This is a genomic window from Stutzerimonas kunmingensis (assembly GCF_021432085.1).
Lineage (GTDB): Bacteria > Pseudomonadota > Gammaproteobacteria > Pseudomonadales > Pseudomonadaceae > Stutzerimonas.
This window is the reverse complement of sequence record NZ_CP090366.1, coordinates 1,343,149-1,360,524: the sequence shown is the minus strand read 5'-3', so window position 1 is coordinate 1,360,524 and position 17,376 is coordinate 1,343,149. Positions and strand designations below refer to the sequence as shown.

Below are 17,376 nucleotides of genomic sequence, written 5' to 3'. Positions count from 1 at the left end.
GCTTCCCTGTTTCAATTCAACGCTCCACGACGGCGGTCAACTGGCGATAGGCATAATCCGAGCGGCTTCCCGGCGTGCCGTTCTGTGCAGTCGCGGTCAGCCGGTAGATCGCGACGGTGGATGTGTTTTCCATGTAAGCACTCGAGGTGCAGGTTACCGCCACGCTGTACTCCGACAGGCTGCCGCTCAGGTTCAACGAGCCTGCAGGACAGGCCCCGTCTTCCAGAGCCCGCGCGATACCCCACTCGAGCCCTGCTCGTGCAGCCTGGTATGCGCGCGCCTGTTGGATCGCAAGGCTGCTGATCCCGTGCTGAGTGGCTGACAGATGCGCCATGGTCACGATGATCACGGTCACCACAATCATCAGGAACAAGGCCGCAACCAGCCCGAACCCGGCCGAATGCTGCGGTGATCGCAAATCAGGGCGCATTGTCGACATGAACCTGTTGGGTGATGCGAAGAGTCTCACCCTCCTGAGCGATACCGAGCGCAAGGCTTAGCAACCCTCCCCGCTGCGCAGTACCAGCTCGGTAGCTGAAGCGACACTGGCTAACGTGCTCGGCGACTTTTCGAGGACTGGAGCCCATAGGTGGCGAGGAAGGAATGTCATCCAGCAATTCCTCATAGCTGTATCGCACCAGCTCGCCACCCTGGCAGCGATACCCCACAACACGTTCAGCCAGATACACTCGCCGCTGGGGAGATGCCAGGGCGAAGCGGAAGCCACCGGAGGGCAGGTTGCCGAGAGCAATGAGCGACTCGCCCGCCGGCGCACCGGCTCGCAGCGAAAAGGTTGTCCCGCTCGGGGTGATCACACCCGGATTGGCAAACTTCCAGACGTTCGAGCCAGCGAGTGGTATACCGCCAGACTCGGCGCCGACGTTGTATAGCACCATCCAGCGCGCCCCCGAGAGATCCATCGATGGAGCAAGCAGCTGGACGCTGTCGCAGCTCAGGTCCGCTGTTGTACTTCCGCAGTTGGTCGCGACTTCGCCGAAACGTAGCCCATCGCTGTCGTTGCGGTTCGGGCGGTATCGGCCGGCGCTATGGATCAACAGCAATTCGACGGCCTGCCCGTCAGCGGACACGCGCAGCGAGTTGGGAACCGCAAGCCTGACATCGCGCGCCATCCGTTGCAGGGCGCCCGCGCCAAGATCGACCAACTCGGCACGACGACTCTGCGCCGCGAAGCTTTCCATCGGCCGACCCAACACCGTTGAAATCATCACAGCCACCAGGCCAGCCAGTGCGATGACCATAACCAGCTCCACCAAGGTGAAGCCGCGCGGCTTCAGGGACATAGGCTTGCCCCCGAGGCGTCCGTTTCGCCGTAGCAGGTGCGATAGCCGCTCAGCCGCAATGTAGCGCCAGCTGGATCGGTTACGCTGACGTCAATACGCAGGGACTGAACGCCGCTCCAGGCGTCTGGGCCGTTCACCGAAACGGCGACGTTATAGGCTGCCAAGTCAGCAATCGCAGTACCGAATGCATCACGCGGCGCCTCGGACAACCCCGCGTAGTCGCGAACGTCGTTGAAACAGGCACGCACCGGGTTGCACGCGGCGTTCGCTTGCGGGGCAAACGCCTGCAACTCGATTTCTTCCAGATATGCCTCGGCAATCGCAAGGCTCTGCTGACGCAGCAAAGGATCGGCGGAGCGTGCCGTTATCGAGGCCATGGCAGTGAACAGCGCCGCTGCCGCAATACCGATGATCACGATGGTGATCACCAGTTCGACGAGCGTCATGCCGCGCTGGAGTTTCATTGCACCAGCCCGGTTTCGGCGGTCACGCTGAAGGTGAACGCACCGATGGTGGCACTCGCCGCGCCGGAGGGACGCCCCAGCGAGTCGAACACCACGGGAAAATTGGTCGCCGACACCGACACGCCCGTGGGCACCTCGGTGTTGGCGAAGGGCGTCTGGCCATCCGCCCCCTGCACCTCTGCGCTGAACGCGCCCGAGGTGCAGTTCGCGGCGCGGCGCAGATGGTAGCCACCAGTCCCCAAACTGACCTCGGTCAGGCAGCCGCTGGCCAGGGCCAGCTTCTGTGCATAGCGCACAGCCGAGACCGTCTCTTCAAAGAAAAGGCGTTCGTCGAACACCTTTCGATCAAAGAAACGCGGCCCCACCACGGCGGCGAGGATGCCGATGATGACGAGCGTCATGATCAGCTCGACGACTGTGAAGCCACGACTGGCCCCATACGACGTACCTGCGCAGCCCCTGCCGGCGAGACGACTGCTAACCTCAAGGGGCATATTCAGAAGTTCATTACTGACAGTTGGCGCCAGTCACGGGAAGCGCACCGCCACTTACTGCAGAAAAGCTTGGCGCCCCGTTAGCAGCTGCTGCGGTGTACACGAAGCCACAGGTAGTTATGCTGGCAGGCGTTCCTTTCTGAACGACCGTCCCTGAGGTGATATTAAAATCATTTTCCAGTCCTGCAGCTGCAAGAATGCCTGCCGCATCGGCAGTGGGGTAACCATTAGCCACCGTGATCTGCTTGCCCTCCAACGTGATGTAATCAGCCGCCCCGCTGGTACCTGCCGTAACACCTTTAGCAAGCACCGCAGAGTGCACAATCGCGGATGCAGATTTAGCTGAGCCAAGCGCGCCGTTAATAGACGCCGCCCGAGCATCGCTTCCAAAATCCGCAAACTTCGGCAAAGCAAACGCCGCCAGAATCCCCAAAATAACAATCACCATAATCAACTCAATCATGGTGAAACCGCTCTGTTGCTTCTTCATAGTTGTCGCTCCTTGTTGACTCAGTTGAAGTTGACGAAGACTTCGCCGGTATTGGCGTTGTATTCGATGACGTCGTCGCCGCCATCGAGGTTGTAGGTGAACAGGCAGCGGGTGCCGTTGGCCGTGGCGGTGAATGCCGGATTGGTGCCGGTCAGGCTCTGCGAGGACGCCTGCAGCAGGTTACTCCAGAGGTTGCGGCATTCATCGGCGGACATGCTGGTGTTGGCGAGCGGAGTGCCGCTGCGTTCGGTGCCTACGGGCCAGCCGTTGGCATTCACATCCATCGCGCCGTTGCCGTAGCCCTGTACGTTAATCTGGCAATTTCCTGCCAGGCAGGCATTGCTGCCGCCGCCGCGATTCAGTTCGTACTGGCCGCGCACCAGCGAGACGGCCGACGTCAGCGCACCACCAGCGCTGCGCACGCTGGCGCGGTGGGCGTCCTTGGCCGAGTCGATGAAGTGTGGCAAGGCGACCGCGGCCAAGATACCGAGGATGGCGATGACCACGACCAGCTCGATCATGGTGAAACCCTTGTGTCGTTGCATCGTGCCTCCGTGGCTCATGTGAAATGTCGCGATTCGTATGTCCATCAACCCCTCCCTTGCGCCGCGCTACCCAGTTCCCACATCGGCAGAAACACGCCGAGCGCAAGAATCAGCACCATCACGCCCATGGCCACGATAAGAATCGGCTCGATGGCATCAGCCAGCTGCTTGAGGTCATAGTCCACCTCCTGCTCGTAGAAGTCGGCGACTTCGATGAACAGGTCATCCAGCGCGCCGGTTTCTTCGCCGACGGCCATCATCTGCAGTACCAACGGGGTGAACAGACCGGAGTTGTGAGCCGAACGGGTCAGCGCTTCGCCGCGTTCGACGCTTTCGCGAATGCCGAGAATCGCCTGGCCGATATGCTGGTTGCCGACGCTGGCGCTGTTGATCGAGAGGGTCTGCAGCAGCGGCACGCCGGCGCGATACATCATCGCGAAGGTGCGGGTGAAGCGCGCCAGGGCGATGCGTTCGAAGATGCCGCCGACGATGGGCAGGCGCAGCTTGATGCGGTCCCAGCGCAAGCGCCCTGCGTCGGTTTCGATCCACTTGAAGAACGCGTAAAGCCCGCCAACGATGCCCAGCAGCAACAGCCACCAATAGTCGCGCATGAAGTTGGAGGTACCAATCAGCACGCGCGTGGCCCACGGCAGTTGCGCGTGGAACTGGGCGAAGACCTTGGCGAACGCCGGGATCACCAGGAGGTTGATGACACCCAGCGCCACCCCCATGGCCACCAGCACGAAGATCGGATAACGCGTGGCCTGCTTGATGCGCTTGCGGGTCTCGCGCTCCAGCTCGAGATAGGCAGACAGCTGCTTGAACGCCTGATCGAGCTGGCCGGTGTTCTCGCCGACGCTGACCATACTGACAAACAGATTGTTGAACACCTTGGGATGCGCATTCAGCGCCACCGCCATGGACTGGCCACTTTCGAGGCTGGCGCGCACGTCCTGCAGGATGCCGCGGAAATACAGGTTGCGATTGGACTCGGCCAGACCGCCGATGGCGCGAATGATCGGCACGCCGGCCTTGTTCAGGCTGTACATCTGGCGGCTGAAGATGATCAGTTCGTCCAGATCAACACGTTTACGCCGCAGCTTTTCGCGCAGCACGGCAAACACGTCGACGCTATCGGCCTGGGCACGCTCCGCATCGATGGTCAGCGGGGTGATCTGGCGCGACACCAGCTCGCTGGCCACGGCGTCAGCGCTGGCGCCATCGAGCGCGCCGCTGACCCGTGCGCCGCGCATATCGCGGCCGGTATAGCGGAAGCTAGGCATCGGCAGGCTCCCCGCGAAGCGACCGGACGGCGCCCGTGGCGCTGGCGCCTACGGCCGCGATAGGCAGGAGACTAGCGGCGATCACGCGATCACCTCATCGTCCGCAAGGGTGGCGCAGACCTTCAGCACCTCTTCGATACTGGTGACGCCGGCGATGGCGTAATCCAGCGCGCAAGCCGCCAGTGGTCGATAGTGCGCCTGCTGGCGCGCGGCCTCGGCGAAGCCTTGCGGGTCGCCGCGGCGCAGGGCGGCGATCATCGGCTCGTCCAGTTCCAGCAGCTCGTACACACCGACACGGCCGGCATAGCCACTGTTGTGGCATTGATGGCAACCACTGCCGCGCTTGAAGCGGTTGTCGCGCAGCGAGCCGCCGTGCAGCGCCTCCAGCCAGGCCAGTTGCCGAGGATCGGGCTGATCGTCCTCCATGCAGTTTTCGCACACGCGGCGTATCAGACGCTGGGCCAGCACCGCATTCAGCGCGGTGGCGACGAGGAAAGGCTCGACGCCCATGTCGATCAGGCGCATGGACGAGGTCAGGGCATCGTTTGTGTGCAGCGTCGAGAGTACGAGGTGGCCGGTCAGTGCGGCGCGCAGGCCGATCTCGGCGGTTTCCTGATCACGGATCTCACCGACCAGGACGATGTCCGGGTCCTGACGCAAGGCGGCGCGCAGCACGCGGGCGAAGGTCAACTCGATCTTGGCGTTGACCTGCACTTGGTTGACCCGCGGCAGGCGGTACTCCACCGGGTCCTCGACGGTGATGATCTTCTTCTCCGGGCTGTTCAGTTCGGAGAGCCCGGCATAGAGCGTGGTGGTCTTGCCCGAGCCGGTCGGGCCGGTGACCAGCACCATGCCGTGCGGACGCTGCAGCAGGCGCCGGAAGCGCTCGAGCATCGCCGGCGGCATGCCGGTGCCTTCGAGCTTGAACATGGCGCCGCTCTGGTCGAGCAGACGCATGACCACCGATTCGCCGAACTGCACCGGCATGGTGGAAACCCGCACATCGAGGTTGCGGTTCTTCACGCGGATGTTGAAACGGCCGTCCTGCGGCAGGCGCTTTTCCGAGATATCCAGGCCGGACATGATCTTCAGACGCATGACCAGCGCCGAAGCCACACGGTGTTCCTTCATCACCTGTTCGTTGAGCACACCGTCGATACGCTGGCGAATCCGCACCACGCCTTCGTCCGGTTCGATGTGAATGTCCGAAGCCTTCATTTGCACGGCGTCCTCGAACAGCGTCTGCAGCAGGCGCACCACCGGCGCATCGCTGTTGCTTTCGCCGAGGCGCGAGAGGTCGAAGTCGCTTTCCTGCAGCTCACCTTCCAGCTCGCCGGCCAGCGAGGCGATCTCACTGGTACGGCGGTAAAGCTGGTCCAGCGCGCCGAGCAGCTCGCTTTCCCGCACCACCGCCGGGTGGACGCGCTTGCCCAGCAGGCGCTCGATCTCGTCCTGGGCGAAGATGTCCAGCGGGTCGGTCATGCCCACCAGCAAACCATCGCCCTGGCGGGACAGCACGATGACCCGGAAGCGCCGGGCGACTGCCTCGGGCAGGCTCTGGGTCAGCTGGTTGTCGAACTTGTAGTGCTTGAGTTCGACGAAGGGAATCTGCAGCTGCTCGGACAGCGCACGCAGCAGGCGGCCTTCGTCGATGAAGCCGAGGTCGAGTACCGTGCGCCCGAGCTTGGAGCCGGTGCGCTTCTGGTCCTGCAGCGCCTGCTGCAGCTGCGCCTCGCTGATCAGGCCGGCCTGGACCAGCAGATCGCCGAGACGAATCTTGCGCTGGCGCATGTCTTGCGCGGTCATCGGGCACCTCCGAGTACGCCGGCACGTTCGGCGGCGAAGCGCCGCGAGTTGTCATCGAGCCCCTGCCCTTGCGCGGCCAGACGGTAGTGGCGCGCCGCCCGGGCGGGTTGATCGATCTGTTCCAGCGCGATGGCCAAGCCCAGCTGCCAGGCCGCCTGCTGCGGCTGGAAAGCGACCAGCTGGCGATAAACCGCAGCGCTGCCCGTCCAGTCGCCAACCTGCTGTTGCAGAGCCGCCAGCAGTGCGTGATAGCCCGGATCGCTCGCCAGCGACGGCGCGTTCTGCACCAGGGTGGCGAGCGCGGTTTGCTTGTCGCCGCTCTGCAGCTGGCCACGGGCTAGCAGCATACGCAGCTCGGCATCGAACGGCCGGCTCTGCAGCCGGGCCGGCAGCCACTCGAGCAATGGCTCGATCTGTCCAGCCGCCAGGTAAGCACGAGCCAACCAGCGGGCCGCCTCGACGTTGTCCGGCTGTGCGGCATGGAGCGCCTGCAGCAGCTCGATGGCACGGGGGAAGGTCTGCTGTTGCAGCGCATCGCGCGCCTGGGCCAGCGGGTCCGGTCGATGACTGCCGATCTGCACGGTGGGTTTGGTGGCAACCTGGGGTCTGGCAACCGGGGCTGGGGCTGGCTCGGCGACCGGTTGCACATCCGGCGCGATAACCGGCGCGGCCTGTGCGTCAGGCGCCGTGCGGGTGACCCAGTCCGGCAGGCTCGCTTCGTCCAATGCCGGCTCGGCAAAAGGCAGCTCCAGGTCCTCAGGAACGGCCACTGGTGCGCCATCCATGTGGACTTCCAGCCAGAGCTGCGCATGGCCAGCGGCCGGCTCTAGCCAATCACGCACGTCGAGGCGATCGGTCATGCCGAGCAGCAGCACCTGCACCTGGTCGCCCTGCTGTTCCACTCGCCAGGACAGGCTTAGGCCATTGCTCTCCACGCGGCCGTTTCGCGGGCCACCGGCGAGCGTCACATCCGGCAGGCGCAGACTGATCGCGCCGCCTTCGTCGGTGCGCTGATAGCTGATCGAGCGATCCAGCAGCAACTGCAGCACGAAACGGCCACCGTCTTGCTGCGGCAAGACGTCGAGGAGCTGAGTTGCAGGCACCGCAGCGACCACCGGAGCGGCAGCAGGTAACTCCTGCACAGCGGGGGCTTGCGCGAAACGTTCGAACAGCACCACCGATGCCGCGACGACCAACGCTCCGATAGCCAGCGGCAACAACCAGCGCCGCAGCCGTGCCGATCGCTGACGCCGCGTTGCGGCTGTTTCATCGACGGCCTGCATGTCGAGGAATGGGCTCTGACCGCCGGATGCCGCGCCGCGCGCTTCGAGATCGCGCAGCATGTCGTTGACCAGGCTCATGGCCGCACCTCGGCCAGCTGCGACAGCCATGGCAATGCACTCAGCAGCAGGCTCAGGGTTGCCGCACCCGCCAGCAATGCCCAACGCAACGGAAGGGCTGCACGCAGGAACGGTCGCGCACCCTCGGTATCGGCCAGGGCACGGCGTACGTGGCGGCGGCCGACCCGTCGCTGGCCTTCGCCAAACGCCGCCATCAGGCACTTGTTGGCCAGGATGTTGAGCAACCGCGGGATGCCACCGCTGCCCTTGACCAGCAGGCGAATCGCGGCCGGCTTGAACAGCGGTTCACCTTGATAACCGGCAACCGCCAGGCGTTCATGCAGGTAGCGCCTGGTATCGCTGACATCCAGCGGGCGCAGGCGATAGGAGAACGTGATGCGCTGGCGCAATTGCCGGAAATTCTCGCTGGCCAGCGTAGCGTCCAGCTCAGGCTGGCCGAACAGCACCACCTGTAGCAGCTTGCGCTGCTCGGTTTCCAGATTGGTCAATAGTCGCAGGGCCTCCAGCGTGGCCGGTGGCAGCGCCTGCGCCTCATCGATCAACAGCACGGTGCTCTTGCCCTGGCCGGCCAGCTCGATCAGCCGGCGATGCAGTGCCGTCAGCAACCCGTGATTGTCCAGTTGCTCGACCCGCGGCACATGCAGCTCATGGGCCAGCGCCTGGCGCAGCGCCATGGGTCCGAGCGCCGGATTCGGCAGCCAGGCGAGCTGGTAGTGTTCGGCATCCAGTTGCTTGAGCAGCGCGCGGCAGAGCAGGGTCTTGCCGGTGCCCACTTCGCCGGTCACCTTGATGAAGCCCTCGCCTTCGGCCAGAGCCACGCGCAGCAGGTTCAGGCAGGCCTGGTAAGGCGGCAGGCGAACCATGAAGCCGGTATTCGGCGTCAATGCGAATGGCTTTTCCTGCAGGCCGAAGAATGCTTCGTACATACCGATGCTTACCTGACCTGCCGGAACGAATCGGCGCTGCGGCGCAGCTCGTCGAGCCAGACCTGATCGTCGATCACCTGCGGGCGCACCAGGATGACCAGCTCGGTCTGCTCGAGCGATTTGCGTTGCTGCTGGAACAGGCTGCCGACGATGGGCAGCTTGGAGGCCCAGGGAATATTGGCGTCGTTGTTGCTGTTGCGGTTTTCCAGCAGGCCACCGATGACCACAACCTGGCCGCTGCGCGCGCGCACGATGGAATCCGACTGGCGCGTGGTGGACAGCGCCAGCGGCAGGTTGAAGACGTTGTCGGAACCGCCCAGCTGGATACTCTTGTTCTGATCCTGAACGCGGCTGACGGTCGGACGGACGTGCAGCGTGACCTGGTCGTTCTCGTCGATCTGCGGAGTGACGTCCAGCGAGATACCGGAGAAGAACGGAGTCAGGGTGATGTCCAGATCGGGCGCGGTGGTGCCGCCCGCCAGCGAGGTGGTGGTGGTCGAAACGTCGGTGACGAAGAACTCGTCGGTGCCGACCTTGATCACGGCCTTCTGGTTGTTGAGAGTGGAAATCCGCGGGCTGGAAAGCACCCGCACATCGCCCTGGGTTTCCAGCAGCTGCAGCACGCCGCTGAAGTCGCCGACGCTGACCGCAGCGCTGAACACGCCACCGACATTGTTGACGCCATCCAGCGTATCGCCCTGTACACCCAGCGCGAAGTCGGCGTTGCCCATGGAACCCAGCTGCGCCCAGTTGATCCCGGACTGGAAGCCGTCGGACAGGCTCACTTCGAGAATCTTGGTTTCCAGAATCACCTGCCGCTGCAGGTTGCGCTGCGCCTGCTGCAGGAAGCGCTCGACGTTCTGCTGGTCGGCACTGGATGCTCGAACCACCAGCAGTCCGGCCTGAGGGTTGACCACCACGCTGTTGTCCGCCTCGCTGCCGATCATCATCGCCACGACTTCGCGCACTTCACTCCAGAAGTCGACGCTGCTGCTGGTCAGCAGCTGACTGGCGTTGACGGTGCTGGAGGTCGAGTTGGTCGTGGTTCCGCCTGCGCCGGTGTCGGTGTTGTCGCTGGTGGTGACTTGACCGGAGCTGACCCGGGTATCGGTCATGCCCTGTCGCTGCAGGTTGAGGTAGTTCAGGTCATAGGTGCGAGTGACTGCGGTATTGGCCTGGATCTGGTAGCCATAGCTGGTGCGGCGATAGTCGTAGCCGTAGCTGTCGCGCACCGCCGCGAGGACTTCTTCCAGCGTCACGTTGCGCAGGCTGAAGGTTATGTTGCCGGTCACCGCCGGGTGTACCAGCAGGTTCTGCCCGGCGTTGTCCATCAGGCTGAGGAAGAATTCGCGGGCCGGCATGTCGTTGGCGACCACATCGAAGCGCGGGCCACTGACAGCCGAGCTGCCGTCGACACTCAGCGGCGGAATCAGCGCAGCCTGTACCGACGGCGGCGGCAGCGCTTTGGCCTGGGTCTGCTGCAGGCTTTCTTCGAACATACGGTTGCTCTGCTCGTAGAGGCGCTTGTCGCCGTCCTCGAATGTCTGGCAGGCGGCCAGCAGGCAGAACAGGCTCAGCAAGCCGAGACGTGGAAAAAGGGTCGGCATCATGGTCGGACTTGGCTCGGAGTAATGATCGGGGCAACCAGACGCAGCGTCTGCTGCTGACCGTCGCGCTCGATCAGGACGGAATTCGTGTTGATGGCCAGGACTCGGGCATCGGCCAGGATGTCGCCGACTCTCAGCGATTGGCCGTTGAGCACCGCCCGGGCGCTCTGTGCACCACGGAAAATGGCTTGCAGGTGCAGCGTCGCCGGTGCCTGGCGCTCCGCTGCAGCGGTCACGAACGCCGCGGGCGGGCGGGTGGGATCGAGCGCGTAGGCCGAAGCGGGCAGCAAAAGGAACAAGCAGAACGCACGAGAAAAATCAGACACCAACCCACCCCGCTTCGCGACTCAAGGTATGCAGTTCCAGCGTGATCCGCGCCTTGTCCGGCCCGGCCTCATCGATGTGATAGTCCAGGCTGTCCCAATGCAGACGCCAGCCACTGTTCTGCACCGCCTGCAGGTAATCGAGCAGGTCGAAGTAGCCGCCTTGCAGGGTCAGACGCAGGCCGTGCCGGTAGAAGCTGACCGCCGCTGGCGACGCATCCTTCGCCGCATCCGTCGCGCTGGCCGGCAACTCCAGCGGCGCGCTGAAGCTCTGCAGCGCGACCATCTGCAGATGAGGCTGCCGGCGCAGCAGGTCCTGCAGCAGCGCTTTCATGCGTGCAGGTGAAACCAGTGAGCGGGTCTCCTCGTCGATGCTGCGCAGAATCTGTTCGCGGCTGGTGCGTGCAATATCGAGTGCGTCGCGATAAGGACGATTGGGGTCGGCTGCGAGCTTGGCCTGAAGCTCGAGCAACGCATTGTTCGCCTCCAGCTGACGGGCTTCGGCGAGACGCAGCTGGCTGTCCTGCTGGACGATGCGCTCGGCGAGCGGCTCAGCTACCAGCAGTAGATAAAGCATGCCCAGCAGGGAAGCGCCGACCAGCACGCTCAGCCACTGTTCGCGCGGTGCCAACGCCTGCCAGCGCTGCCGCAGGGTTTGCATGGCGCTATTCATCGTCGCCCTCCTCCGCCGCACGGGATGCCAGGCGGAACGCCAGCAGGCCACTCTCGTCGCGCTGCAGATCGAAGCTGCCGAACTCGCGACCCTGCAACGTCTTGCTGCGCCCGAGGCTTTCCAGATAAAGCGGAAGTAGTTCCTGATCCTGGCTCAACCCGCGCAACAGCATGTCGCTGCCGCCAGCCTGCAGGCGGATGCGGGTCAGCCAGAGCCCGCGCGGCGGGTGCCGATCGGCCAGGGCCGTCAGCACTGGCGCGAAGCCGCTACGCAGCTGGCCATCGAGCGCGCGCAGATGCGTTGCGAGACGTTGCAGCTGGCGGTTCTCCGCTTCCCGCTCCGCCAGTTGCGCAGGCAGCCGGGTATCCAGCGTCGGTTCCCGGTAGTTGGCCTTGAAGGCGGCCAGCTGCGCCTCTGCAGAAACCGCCTGCGCCTCGGCCAACTGACGGTCCGAGGCGCGCTGCTTGAGGTTCCAGCCCTGCCAGGCAGCATGCGACGCCAGGGCAAGCGCCAGTACACATGCGCCAAGCAGCAGTTGCCGCGGACGCGGGCCACCCTGCTGACGACGTTCGCGCTGATAGAGATTGACGTTCTGCATCAGACGGCGTCCTGACGCAGGGCGGCGCCGACGGCGCCAATGCAGAACGCCTGCTGCGCTTCGGACATCTCGGCACCCGGCTGGCCGGGGAAGAGCTCGCGCAGGTCGAGGCGTTGCAGGTTCACCGCCAGGCCACTGGCCAGCCCCTGATAGGCGCGCTCGCCATCCTGTTTCATGGGCAGCAACATCAAGCGATTGATATAGCCCTTGCCGAGTTGGCTCTCGAAGTAGTCAAGCGAGCGCTGGATCTCCAGTGTCGTACTGCTCAAATCCTGGGCGGCACGGGCCAGCCCCTGCTCTATACGCCGCGCCATGTAAAGGTCGGCGCCGTTCTGGATGCAGATCAGGCCTTCGCTGGTGCGCAGGCGCAGCAGTGCGAGATTCATGCCTTCGGCGCCGGCGAGCGAGCCCAGGTTGCGAAACGCCATCTCGGTGATGTCGATGCTCGCCATGTGCAGACCGGCCTGACGCACGAGCTGGGCGTAATGCTGCATCCGGGTTTTCTCGAGAACGGCGCAATAGACCATGCGCGTGCGCCCGCGATAGGCGTCCTCGGGCAGTGCGAAACAGTCGATCACCACATCGTCCAGCGGCTGGCTGATCATGTCCTTGATGCGCCAGCGCATGGCGTCACGCAATTCCTGCGGCGGCACTTCAGGCGCTTCGAGAAGAAACATCTGGTATTCGGAAGGATGTAGCAGCACGTTTGCCGGCAGGCCCTGCAAGGCCCGCTCGCTTACGGTTTTTTCCAGCAGCGCTGCCTGTGCGTCGGCACTGCCTTCCAGGTGTTCGCAGTACGGCAGCATCGGCCGTGCACCAGCCGCCCGAACGACCTGCGCCAATGCGATGCCTTGCGGACCAGCCTCGATGCCGAGCATGCCGGCTGGTTTTGATTTCTTGGTTTTGGAAAACAGACCCACCACTGGCTCCCTCGCCAAGACGTCGGTGCTCAACTGCCAGAAAGCAGAGAATCGATATTGAGGGCGTCAAATAGATAGCATATTGCCATCTGGCGTGACTCTAACAATATCCGATGGGTGCGTCCAAATATTGTCGTAAATCAATCGCGCACCAGAAAAGCGTCAATCTAAGGACGTCAAGTATCGCGCGCATTCTGGGTTAATTAATAAGCTGGCGCTATATCGGCTTAAGCCCTTTCGTCGCACGAGGGCATCACAAACTACGCACCTGACGAACGGTAGTCAGCGGAATGAGCACGCGATGGATGCAGGAAAAGGAAACTGGCGCTCTTAGAACAGAGTGAGCTGCTCGAAACCACCGCGCAGATCGACCAACCGCACGCCTACGCCAATCAACCGAACCGGCCGCGCACCACGGGAGAAGGCGATGGCGAGCAGATCGGCGTAGTCGTCGATTTCGAGTCCGGCGCCAGCCTGCTCCATCGTGGTCTGGGTGAAGTCATGGAACTTGAGCTTTACGAAGGGCTTGCCGGGCCGATAGCCGTTGTCCAGGCGCGCCATGCGGGTAGCCAACTGCTGCAGCAGCTCCGGCAGACGCTCCAGGCACGCCGCCAGGTCCGGCAGATCCTTGTCGTAGGTCTGCTCGACGCTCACCGACTGGCGCCGACTCTCCACCTGCACCGACCGCTCATCGACGCCGCGCGCCAGCCCCCAGAGCCGCTCACCGAACGCGCCGAACTCGCGCACCAGATCCAGTTTGCGCCACTCGCGTAAGTCGCTACAGGTGCGGATGCCGAGCCGGCCGAGCTTCTCAGCGGTGACGCGACCAACACCATGCAGCCGCTTGACCTCCAGCGCCTGTACGAAATCGTCGACCTGTGTCGGGGTAATGACGAACAGGCCGTCGGGCTTATTCCATTCGCTGGCGATCTTGGCGAGAAACTTGTTCGGAGCAACACCCGCCGACACAGTGATGCGCAGCTGCTGCCAGACCCGACGCCGGATGTCCTCGGCAATACGCGTGGCGCTACCGGAAAAATGCTCGCAGGCAGTGACGTCCAGATAAGCCTCGTCCAGCGACAGCGGCTCGATCTGCTCGGTGTAGGTGCGAAAGATGTTATGGATCTCACGCGAAGCCTCCCGGTAGGCATCCATGCGGGGCCGCAGGATCAGCAGATCAGGACACAACTTCAGTGCGTGCCCGGACGCCATGGCCGAGCGAACACCATATGCACGCGCCTCGTAGTTGCACGTGGCAATGACCCCGCGCCGATCCGCAGCGCCGCCAACTGCGATCGGCCGCCGAGCCAGACTGGGGTCGTCGCGCATCTCGATCGCGGCGTAAAAGCAGTCGCAATCAATATGGATGATCTTGCGAAGGGTGGACTGACTCACGGAAAACGGGGCACCGGGCAGGAGTGAACGAATCTTCAGCGCAGCAGGTCGGTTATTGAGATGGTAAGTCCTTTATCACCCGACAGCCGGAGGTTCAGATGAAAATCTTGTACGCAGGCATCATCGCACTGGGCAGCTTGTTTTCCGCGGTTGCGCTGGCCGACCAGGACATGATGAACACTCAGCCGCAAGGCACCAATATCCAGCAGGAAAAGAAAGGCGAGGGAATGGTTCGCGAGAACGAAGATGACGGCGCCGACCCGAAGATGAAAGAGGAAATCCAGGAGGACTGGCGCGAGGATGCCGAGAAGCGCCGCGAGAGCGACGTCATGAAGCCCGAGCAGCGCGGCTGAGCAACCAGCTTCGTCAAAGCTCCAGCGGGTACGGCTGCACCAGCGCTTTGCCGTAGCCGTCGATGAACTCAGGCGGCATGCGCTTGGGTTTCCCGCTGGAGAGCTCGATGCAAACGAAAGTCGTCTGCGCGCGCAGCAGCGTAGCGCCGTCGGCCGGTCGGATCAGCTGGAAATTACGTTTCATCTTCAAACGCTGATCGGATTCGGAAATCCAGGTTACCAACTGCAGCAGATCGCCTTCGTAGGCCGCGGCCAGATAATCGATCTCGTGCCGCAGCACTGCCATGGCCCGATCGAGGCGACGGTAGTCGTCGATGCCCAATCCCAGACTCTGCGAATGCTGCCAGGCACACCGCTCAAGCCAGGTTACATAGACCGCATTGTTGGCATGGCCCAGCTCGTCGATATGCTCGGACTGCACCTGCAGGTCGATGGTAAACGCGTCCGCCTGATCCCAGCTCATTCGTTGCAAGCCTCGTTGGCCGTTTGCGATGACCTATGAAACCGCAGCCGCCGCGACGAGTCACGCCTGTTGCTGCGAGCAATGACAAGGCATTCAGCGCAGTGCGGCTAAAACGACTTTTCGACCACGCAAAACAAAAAGGGCCATCTCATGAAAGATGACCCCTTGAAGCCCAAAACGGGCAATAAAAATGGCGTCCCCTAGGGGACTCGAACCCCTGTTACCGCCGTGAAAGGGCGGTGTCCTAGGCCACTAGACGAAGGGGACGAAACCTTCGCAAACCTGCCGAACAATCAATCGACAAGCCGTGATTGGTGGAGCTAGACGGGATCGAACCGTCGACCTCTTGCATGCCATGCAAGCGCTCTCCCAGCTGAGCTATAGCCCCGGATTTATCGTCTCTCGACGCGCGATGTCGAACATCGCTTAATAATGGCGTCCCCTAGGGGACTCGAACCCCTGTTACCGCCGTGAAAGGGCGGTGTCCTAGGCCACTAGACGAAGGGGACGCAAACCCTTCAAGCGCAACCTGTATCGCTTATGCGGCAAATACAAGCTGGTGGCAAATTCTGCTCTTCGAGATTGGTGGAGCTAGACGGGATCGAACCGTCGACCTCTTGCATGCCATGCAAGCGCTCTCCCAGCTGAGCTATAGCCCCATCTCGAGGACGGGGCGCATATTAGGGGCGCCCCCAAGTAGTGTCAACAACAATTTCCAACGGGCCGAAGTTTTTTTGGCATTAGGAACAACTACTTACCACCGACGAATGGTAACGCCACCACCTCGGGGCGATGCTGGTCACAAGCACCGCCCCTGCCCCGCACTCAGACAATCGACGCCGCGAGCTTCTCCCACTCCTTGGCTTCCTTCTTCGACGCGCCACCGAGCAACTCGAGTGCGTTGCGCAGGCGGAAGCGCGTCAGATCCGGGCCGAGAATCTCCATCGCGTCGAGTACCGATACCGAACTGGCCTGCCCGGTGATGGCGGCGAACATCAGCGGCATCACATCGCGCAGCTTGAAGCCTAGATGTTCCGCCACCTGGGTGATGCACGCGGTGATGCGCTCCTTTTCCCACTGGCGCAGTGCTTCCAACTTCCACAGAATCAGCTGCATAACCTGGCGCACCTGCGTCGCATCGAGCTTCTTGTGCGCGAACAATGCGAGGTCGAGCGGCAATGCACCGGAGAAGAAGAAGCCAGCCAATGGCGCAATCTGGCTGAAGGTTTCCACGCGCTGCTGCACGTGCGGCGCGATCTGCATCATGTACTGCGGATTGAATGCCCACTTCTGCACTTCGGCAGCGAACTGTTCGACCGGCAGTTCCCGCAGCCACTGGCCGTTCAGCCAGGAAAGCTTCTCCAGATCGAAGATCGGTCCGCCGAGCGATACGCGATTGATGTCGAAGTGCTCGATCATCTCGTTCAGCGTGAATTTCTCGCGCTCGTCAGGCATCGACCAACCCATGCGCCCGAGGTAGTTGAGCATCGCCTGTGGCAGGAAACCCATGCGCTCGTAGAAGGTCACCGAAGTCGGATTCTTGCGCTTGGAGAGCTTGCTCTTGTCGGGATTGCGCAGCAGCGGCATGTAGCACAGCTGCGGCTGCTCCCAGCCGAAGTACTCGTACAGCTTGATCAGCTTGGGCGCCGACGGCAGCCACTCTTCGCCACGCAGCACATGAGTGATGCCCATCAGGTGGTCATCGACCACGTTGGCGAGGAAGTAGGTCGGCAGGCCATCGGCCTTCATCAGCACCTGCATGTCCATGCGGTCCCAGCCGATCTCGACGGTGCCGCGCAGCATGTCGTTGACCTGACACACGCCTTCGCTCGGCACCTTCATCCGAATTACATGGGATTCACCAGCAGCGATGCGACGCTGAGCTTCGGCCGGATCGAGGTGCATGCAATGGCCGTCATAACGCGGCGTTTCCTTGTTCGCCATCTGCTCGGCACGCACCTGATCCAGGCGCTCGCTGCTGCAGAAGCACGGGAACGCATGACCCTTGCTGACCAGCTCGTCCGAGTACTTCTTGTAGATCTCGCCGCGCTCGCTCTGCCGGTACGGGCCATGCGGACCGCCAACGTCCGGACCCTCGTCCCATTCGATGCCCAGCCAGCGCAGCGCATCGTAGATCTGCTGCTCGGATTCACGGGTCGAGCGCACCTGATCGGTATCCTCGATGCGCAAGATGAACTGGCCACCGTGCTGTCGGGCGAAGCACAGGTTGAACAGCGCGATGTAGGCAGTACCGACGTGGGGATCGCCGGTCGGAGATGGCGCGATGCGGGTGCGAACCGTGGTCATGAGTGCTCTCGGACGGTAGGGACATACGGAAAGGGACGAATGTTAGCAGGCGCTGCGCAGCCGGCTC

The 17,376-nt window shown here is 62.9% G+C and carries 19 protein-coding genes and 4 tRNA genes; 1 reads left to right on the top strand and 22 read right to left on the bottom strand.

Annotation, left to right across the window (positions count from 1 at the left end):
- Positions 1–16: 16 nt before the first annotated feature.
- The 16 genes from LW136_RS06315 to dinB form a co-directional block, all read right to left on the bottom strand.
- On the bottom strand, positions 17–439 hold the full coding sequence (locus LW136_RS06315; protein WP_234174764.1) for a hypothetical protein: 423 nt from the start codon (positions 437–439) through the stop codon (positions 17–19).
- Positions 420–1,259 carry a type II secretion system protein gene (locus tag LW136_RS06310; RefSeq protein WP_234174763.1) on the bottom strand — a complete coding sequence of 280 codons (840 nt, stop codon included), beginning with the start codon at positions 1,257–1,259 and terminating at the stop codon, positions 420–422. The genes LW136_RS06315 and LW136_RS06310 overlap by 20 nt, the downstream gene beginning before the upstream one ends.
- 32 nt (positions 1,260–1,291) lie before the next feature.
- Positions 1,292–1,765: a prepilin-type N-terminal cleavage/methylation domain-containing protein gene (locus LW136_RS06305; RefSeq protein ID WP_082041277.1), complete on the bottom strand. Its 474-nt coding sequence runs from the start codon at positions 1,763–1,765 to the stop codon at positions 1,292–1,294.
- Complete coding sequence (locus tag LW136_RS06300; protein ID WP_234174762.1) at positions 1,762–2,166, bottom strand: prepilin-type cleavage/methylation domain-containing protein; 405 nt, start codon at positions 2,164–2,166, stop codon at positions 1,762–1,764. Before LW136_RS06300 ends, LW136_RS06305 begins: the two co-directional genes overlap by 4 nt.
- A gap of 106 nt (positions 2,167–2,272) precedes the next feature.
- A complete protein-coding gene (locus LW136_RS06295) occupies positions 2,273–2,749 on the bottom strand; it encodes a type II secretion system protein (protein WP_041013231.1) in 477 nt (158 codons plus the stop codon).
- Between the two features lie 20 nt (positions 2,750–2,769).
- Positions 2,770–3,294 (bottom strand): prepilin-type N-terminal cleavage/methylation domain-containing protein, encoded by a 525-nt coding sequence (locus LW136_RS06290; protein WP_042927815.1) that lies wholly within the window; start codon positions 3,292–3,294, stop codon positions 2,770–2,772.
- Positions 3,295–3,338: 44 nt separating this feature from the next.
- Entirely contained in the window at positions 3,339–4,577 is a 1,239-nt protein-coding gene (locus LW136_RS06285; protein ID WP_003299190.1) for a type II secretion system F family protein, read from the bottom strand.
- Between the two features lie 81 nt (positions 4,578–4,658).
- Positions 4,659–6,383 carry a GspE/PulE family protein gene (locus tag LW136_RS06280; protein WP_041013230.1) on the bottom strand — a complete coding sequence of 575 codons (1,725 nt, stop codon included), beginning with the start codon at positions 6,381–6,383 and terminating at the stop codon, positions 4,659–4,661.
- Positions 6,380–7,744, bottom strand: a complete 1,365-nt coding sequence (locus LW136_RS06275; RefSeq protein ID WP_234174761.1) for a tetratricopeptide repeat protein — start codon at positions 7,742–7,744, stop codon at positions 6,380–6,382. Before LW136_RS06275 ends, LW136_RS06280 begins: the two co-directional genes overlap by 4 nt.
- Positions 7,741–8,670, bottom strand: coding sequence for an ExeA family protein (locus LW136_RS06270; protein ID WP_041013228.1), 930 nt, complete (start codon positions 8,668–8,670; stop codon positions 7,741–7,743). Before LW136_RS06270 ends, LW136_RS06275 begins: the two co-directional genes overlap by 4 nt.
- Before the next feature lie 8 nt (positions 8,671–8,678).
- Positions 8,679–10,280 (bottom strand): pilus (MSHA type) biogenesis protein MshL, encoded by a 1,602-nt coding sequence (mshL, locus tag LW136_RS06265; protein ID WP_234174760.1) that lies wholly within the window; start codon positions 10,278–10,280, stop codon positions 8,679–8,681.
- On the bottom strand, positions 10,277–10,576 hold the full coding sequence (locus LW136_RS06260; RefSeq protein ID WP_234174759.1) for a Type II secretory pathway component: 300 nt from the start codon (positions 10,574–10,576) through the stop codon (positions 10,277–10,279). Before LW136_RS06260 ends, mshL begins: the two co-directional genes overlap by 4 nt.
- Positions 10,577–10,595: 19 nt before the next feature.
- A complete protein-coding gene (gspM, locus tag LW136_RS06255) occupies positions 10,596–11,273 on the bottom strand; it encodes a type II secretion system protein GspM (protein WP_041013226.1) in 678 nt (225 codons plus the stop codon).
- Complete coding sequence (locus LW136_RS06250) at positions 11,266–11,871, bottom strand: PilN domain-containing protein (RefSeq protein ID WP_041013225.1); 606 nt, start codon at positions 11,869–11,871, stop codon at positions 11,266–11,268. The genes gspM and LW136_RS06250 overlap by 8 nt, the downstream gene beginning before the upstream one ends.
- Complete coding sequence (locus tag LW136_RS06245) at positions 11,871–12,791, bottom strand: type IV pilus biogenesis protein PilM (RefSeq protein WP_041013224.1); 921 nt, start codon at positions 12,789–12,791, stop codon at positions 11,871–11,873. The genes LW136_RS06250 and LW136_RS06245 overlap by 1 nt, the downstream gene beginning before the upstream one ends.
- Before the next feature lie 330 nt (positions 12,792–13,121).
- On the bottom strand, positions 13,122–14,186 hold the full coding sequence (gene dinB / locus LW136_RS06240) for a DNA polymerase IV (RefSeq protein ID WP_041013223.1): 1,065 nt from the start codon (positions 14,184–14,186) through the stop codon (positions 13,122–13,124).
- A 98-nt stretch (positions 14,187–14,284) separates the two neighbouring features.
- Here dinB and LW136_RS06235 point away from each other — a divergent pair, with 98 nt between their 5' ends.
- Positions 14,285–14,539 carry a hypothetical protein gene (locus tag LW136_RS06235; protein WP_041013222.1) on the top strand — a complete coding sequence of 85 codons (255 nt, stop codon included), beginning with the start codon at positions 14,285–14,287 and terminating at the stop codon, positions 14,537–14,539.
- A gap of 13 nt (positions 14,540–14,552) precedes the next feature.
- Here LW136_RS06235 and LW136_RS06230 read toward each other — a convergent pair whose 3' ends face one another.
- From LW136_RS06230 to gltX, 6 genes are all read right to left on the bottom strand, one after another.
- Positions 14,553–15,002, bottom strand: a complete 450-nt coding sequence (locus LW136_RS06230; protein ID WP_041013221.1) for an acyl-CoA thioesterase — start codon at positions 15,000–15,002, stop codon at positions 14,553–14,555.
- A 191-nt stretch (positions 15,003–15,193) separates the two neighbouring features.
- A tRNA-Glu gene (locus LW136_RS06225) sits at positions 15,194–15,269 on the bottom strand.
- Positions 15,270–15,314: 45 nt separating this feature from the next.
- Positions 15,315–15,390 (bottom strand) — tRNA-Ala (locus tag LW136_RS06220).
- 45 nt (positions 15,391–15,435) lie between these two features.
- Positions 15,436–15,511 (bottom strand) — tRNA-Glu (locus LW136_RS06215).
- 74 nt (positions 15,512–15,585) lie between these two features.
- Positions 15,586–15,661: transfer RNA gene (locus LW136_RS06210), tRNA-Ala, on the bottom strand.
- 166 nt (positions 15,662–15,827) lie between these two features.
- Entirely contained in the window at positions 15,828–17,309 is a 1,482-nt protein-coding gene (gene gltX / locus LW136_RS06205) for a glutamate--tRNA ligase (protein ID WP_041013220.1), read from the bottom strand.
- Between the last annotated feature and the right edge of the window lie 67 nt (positions 17,310–17,376).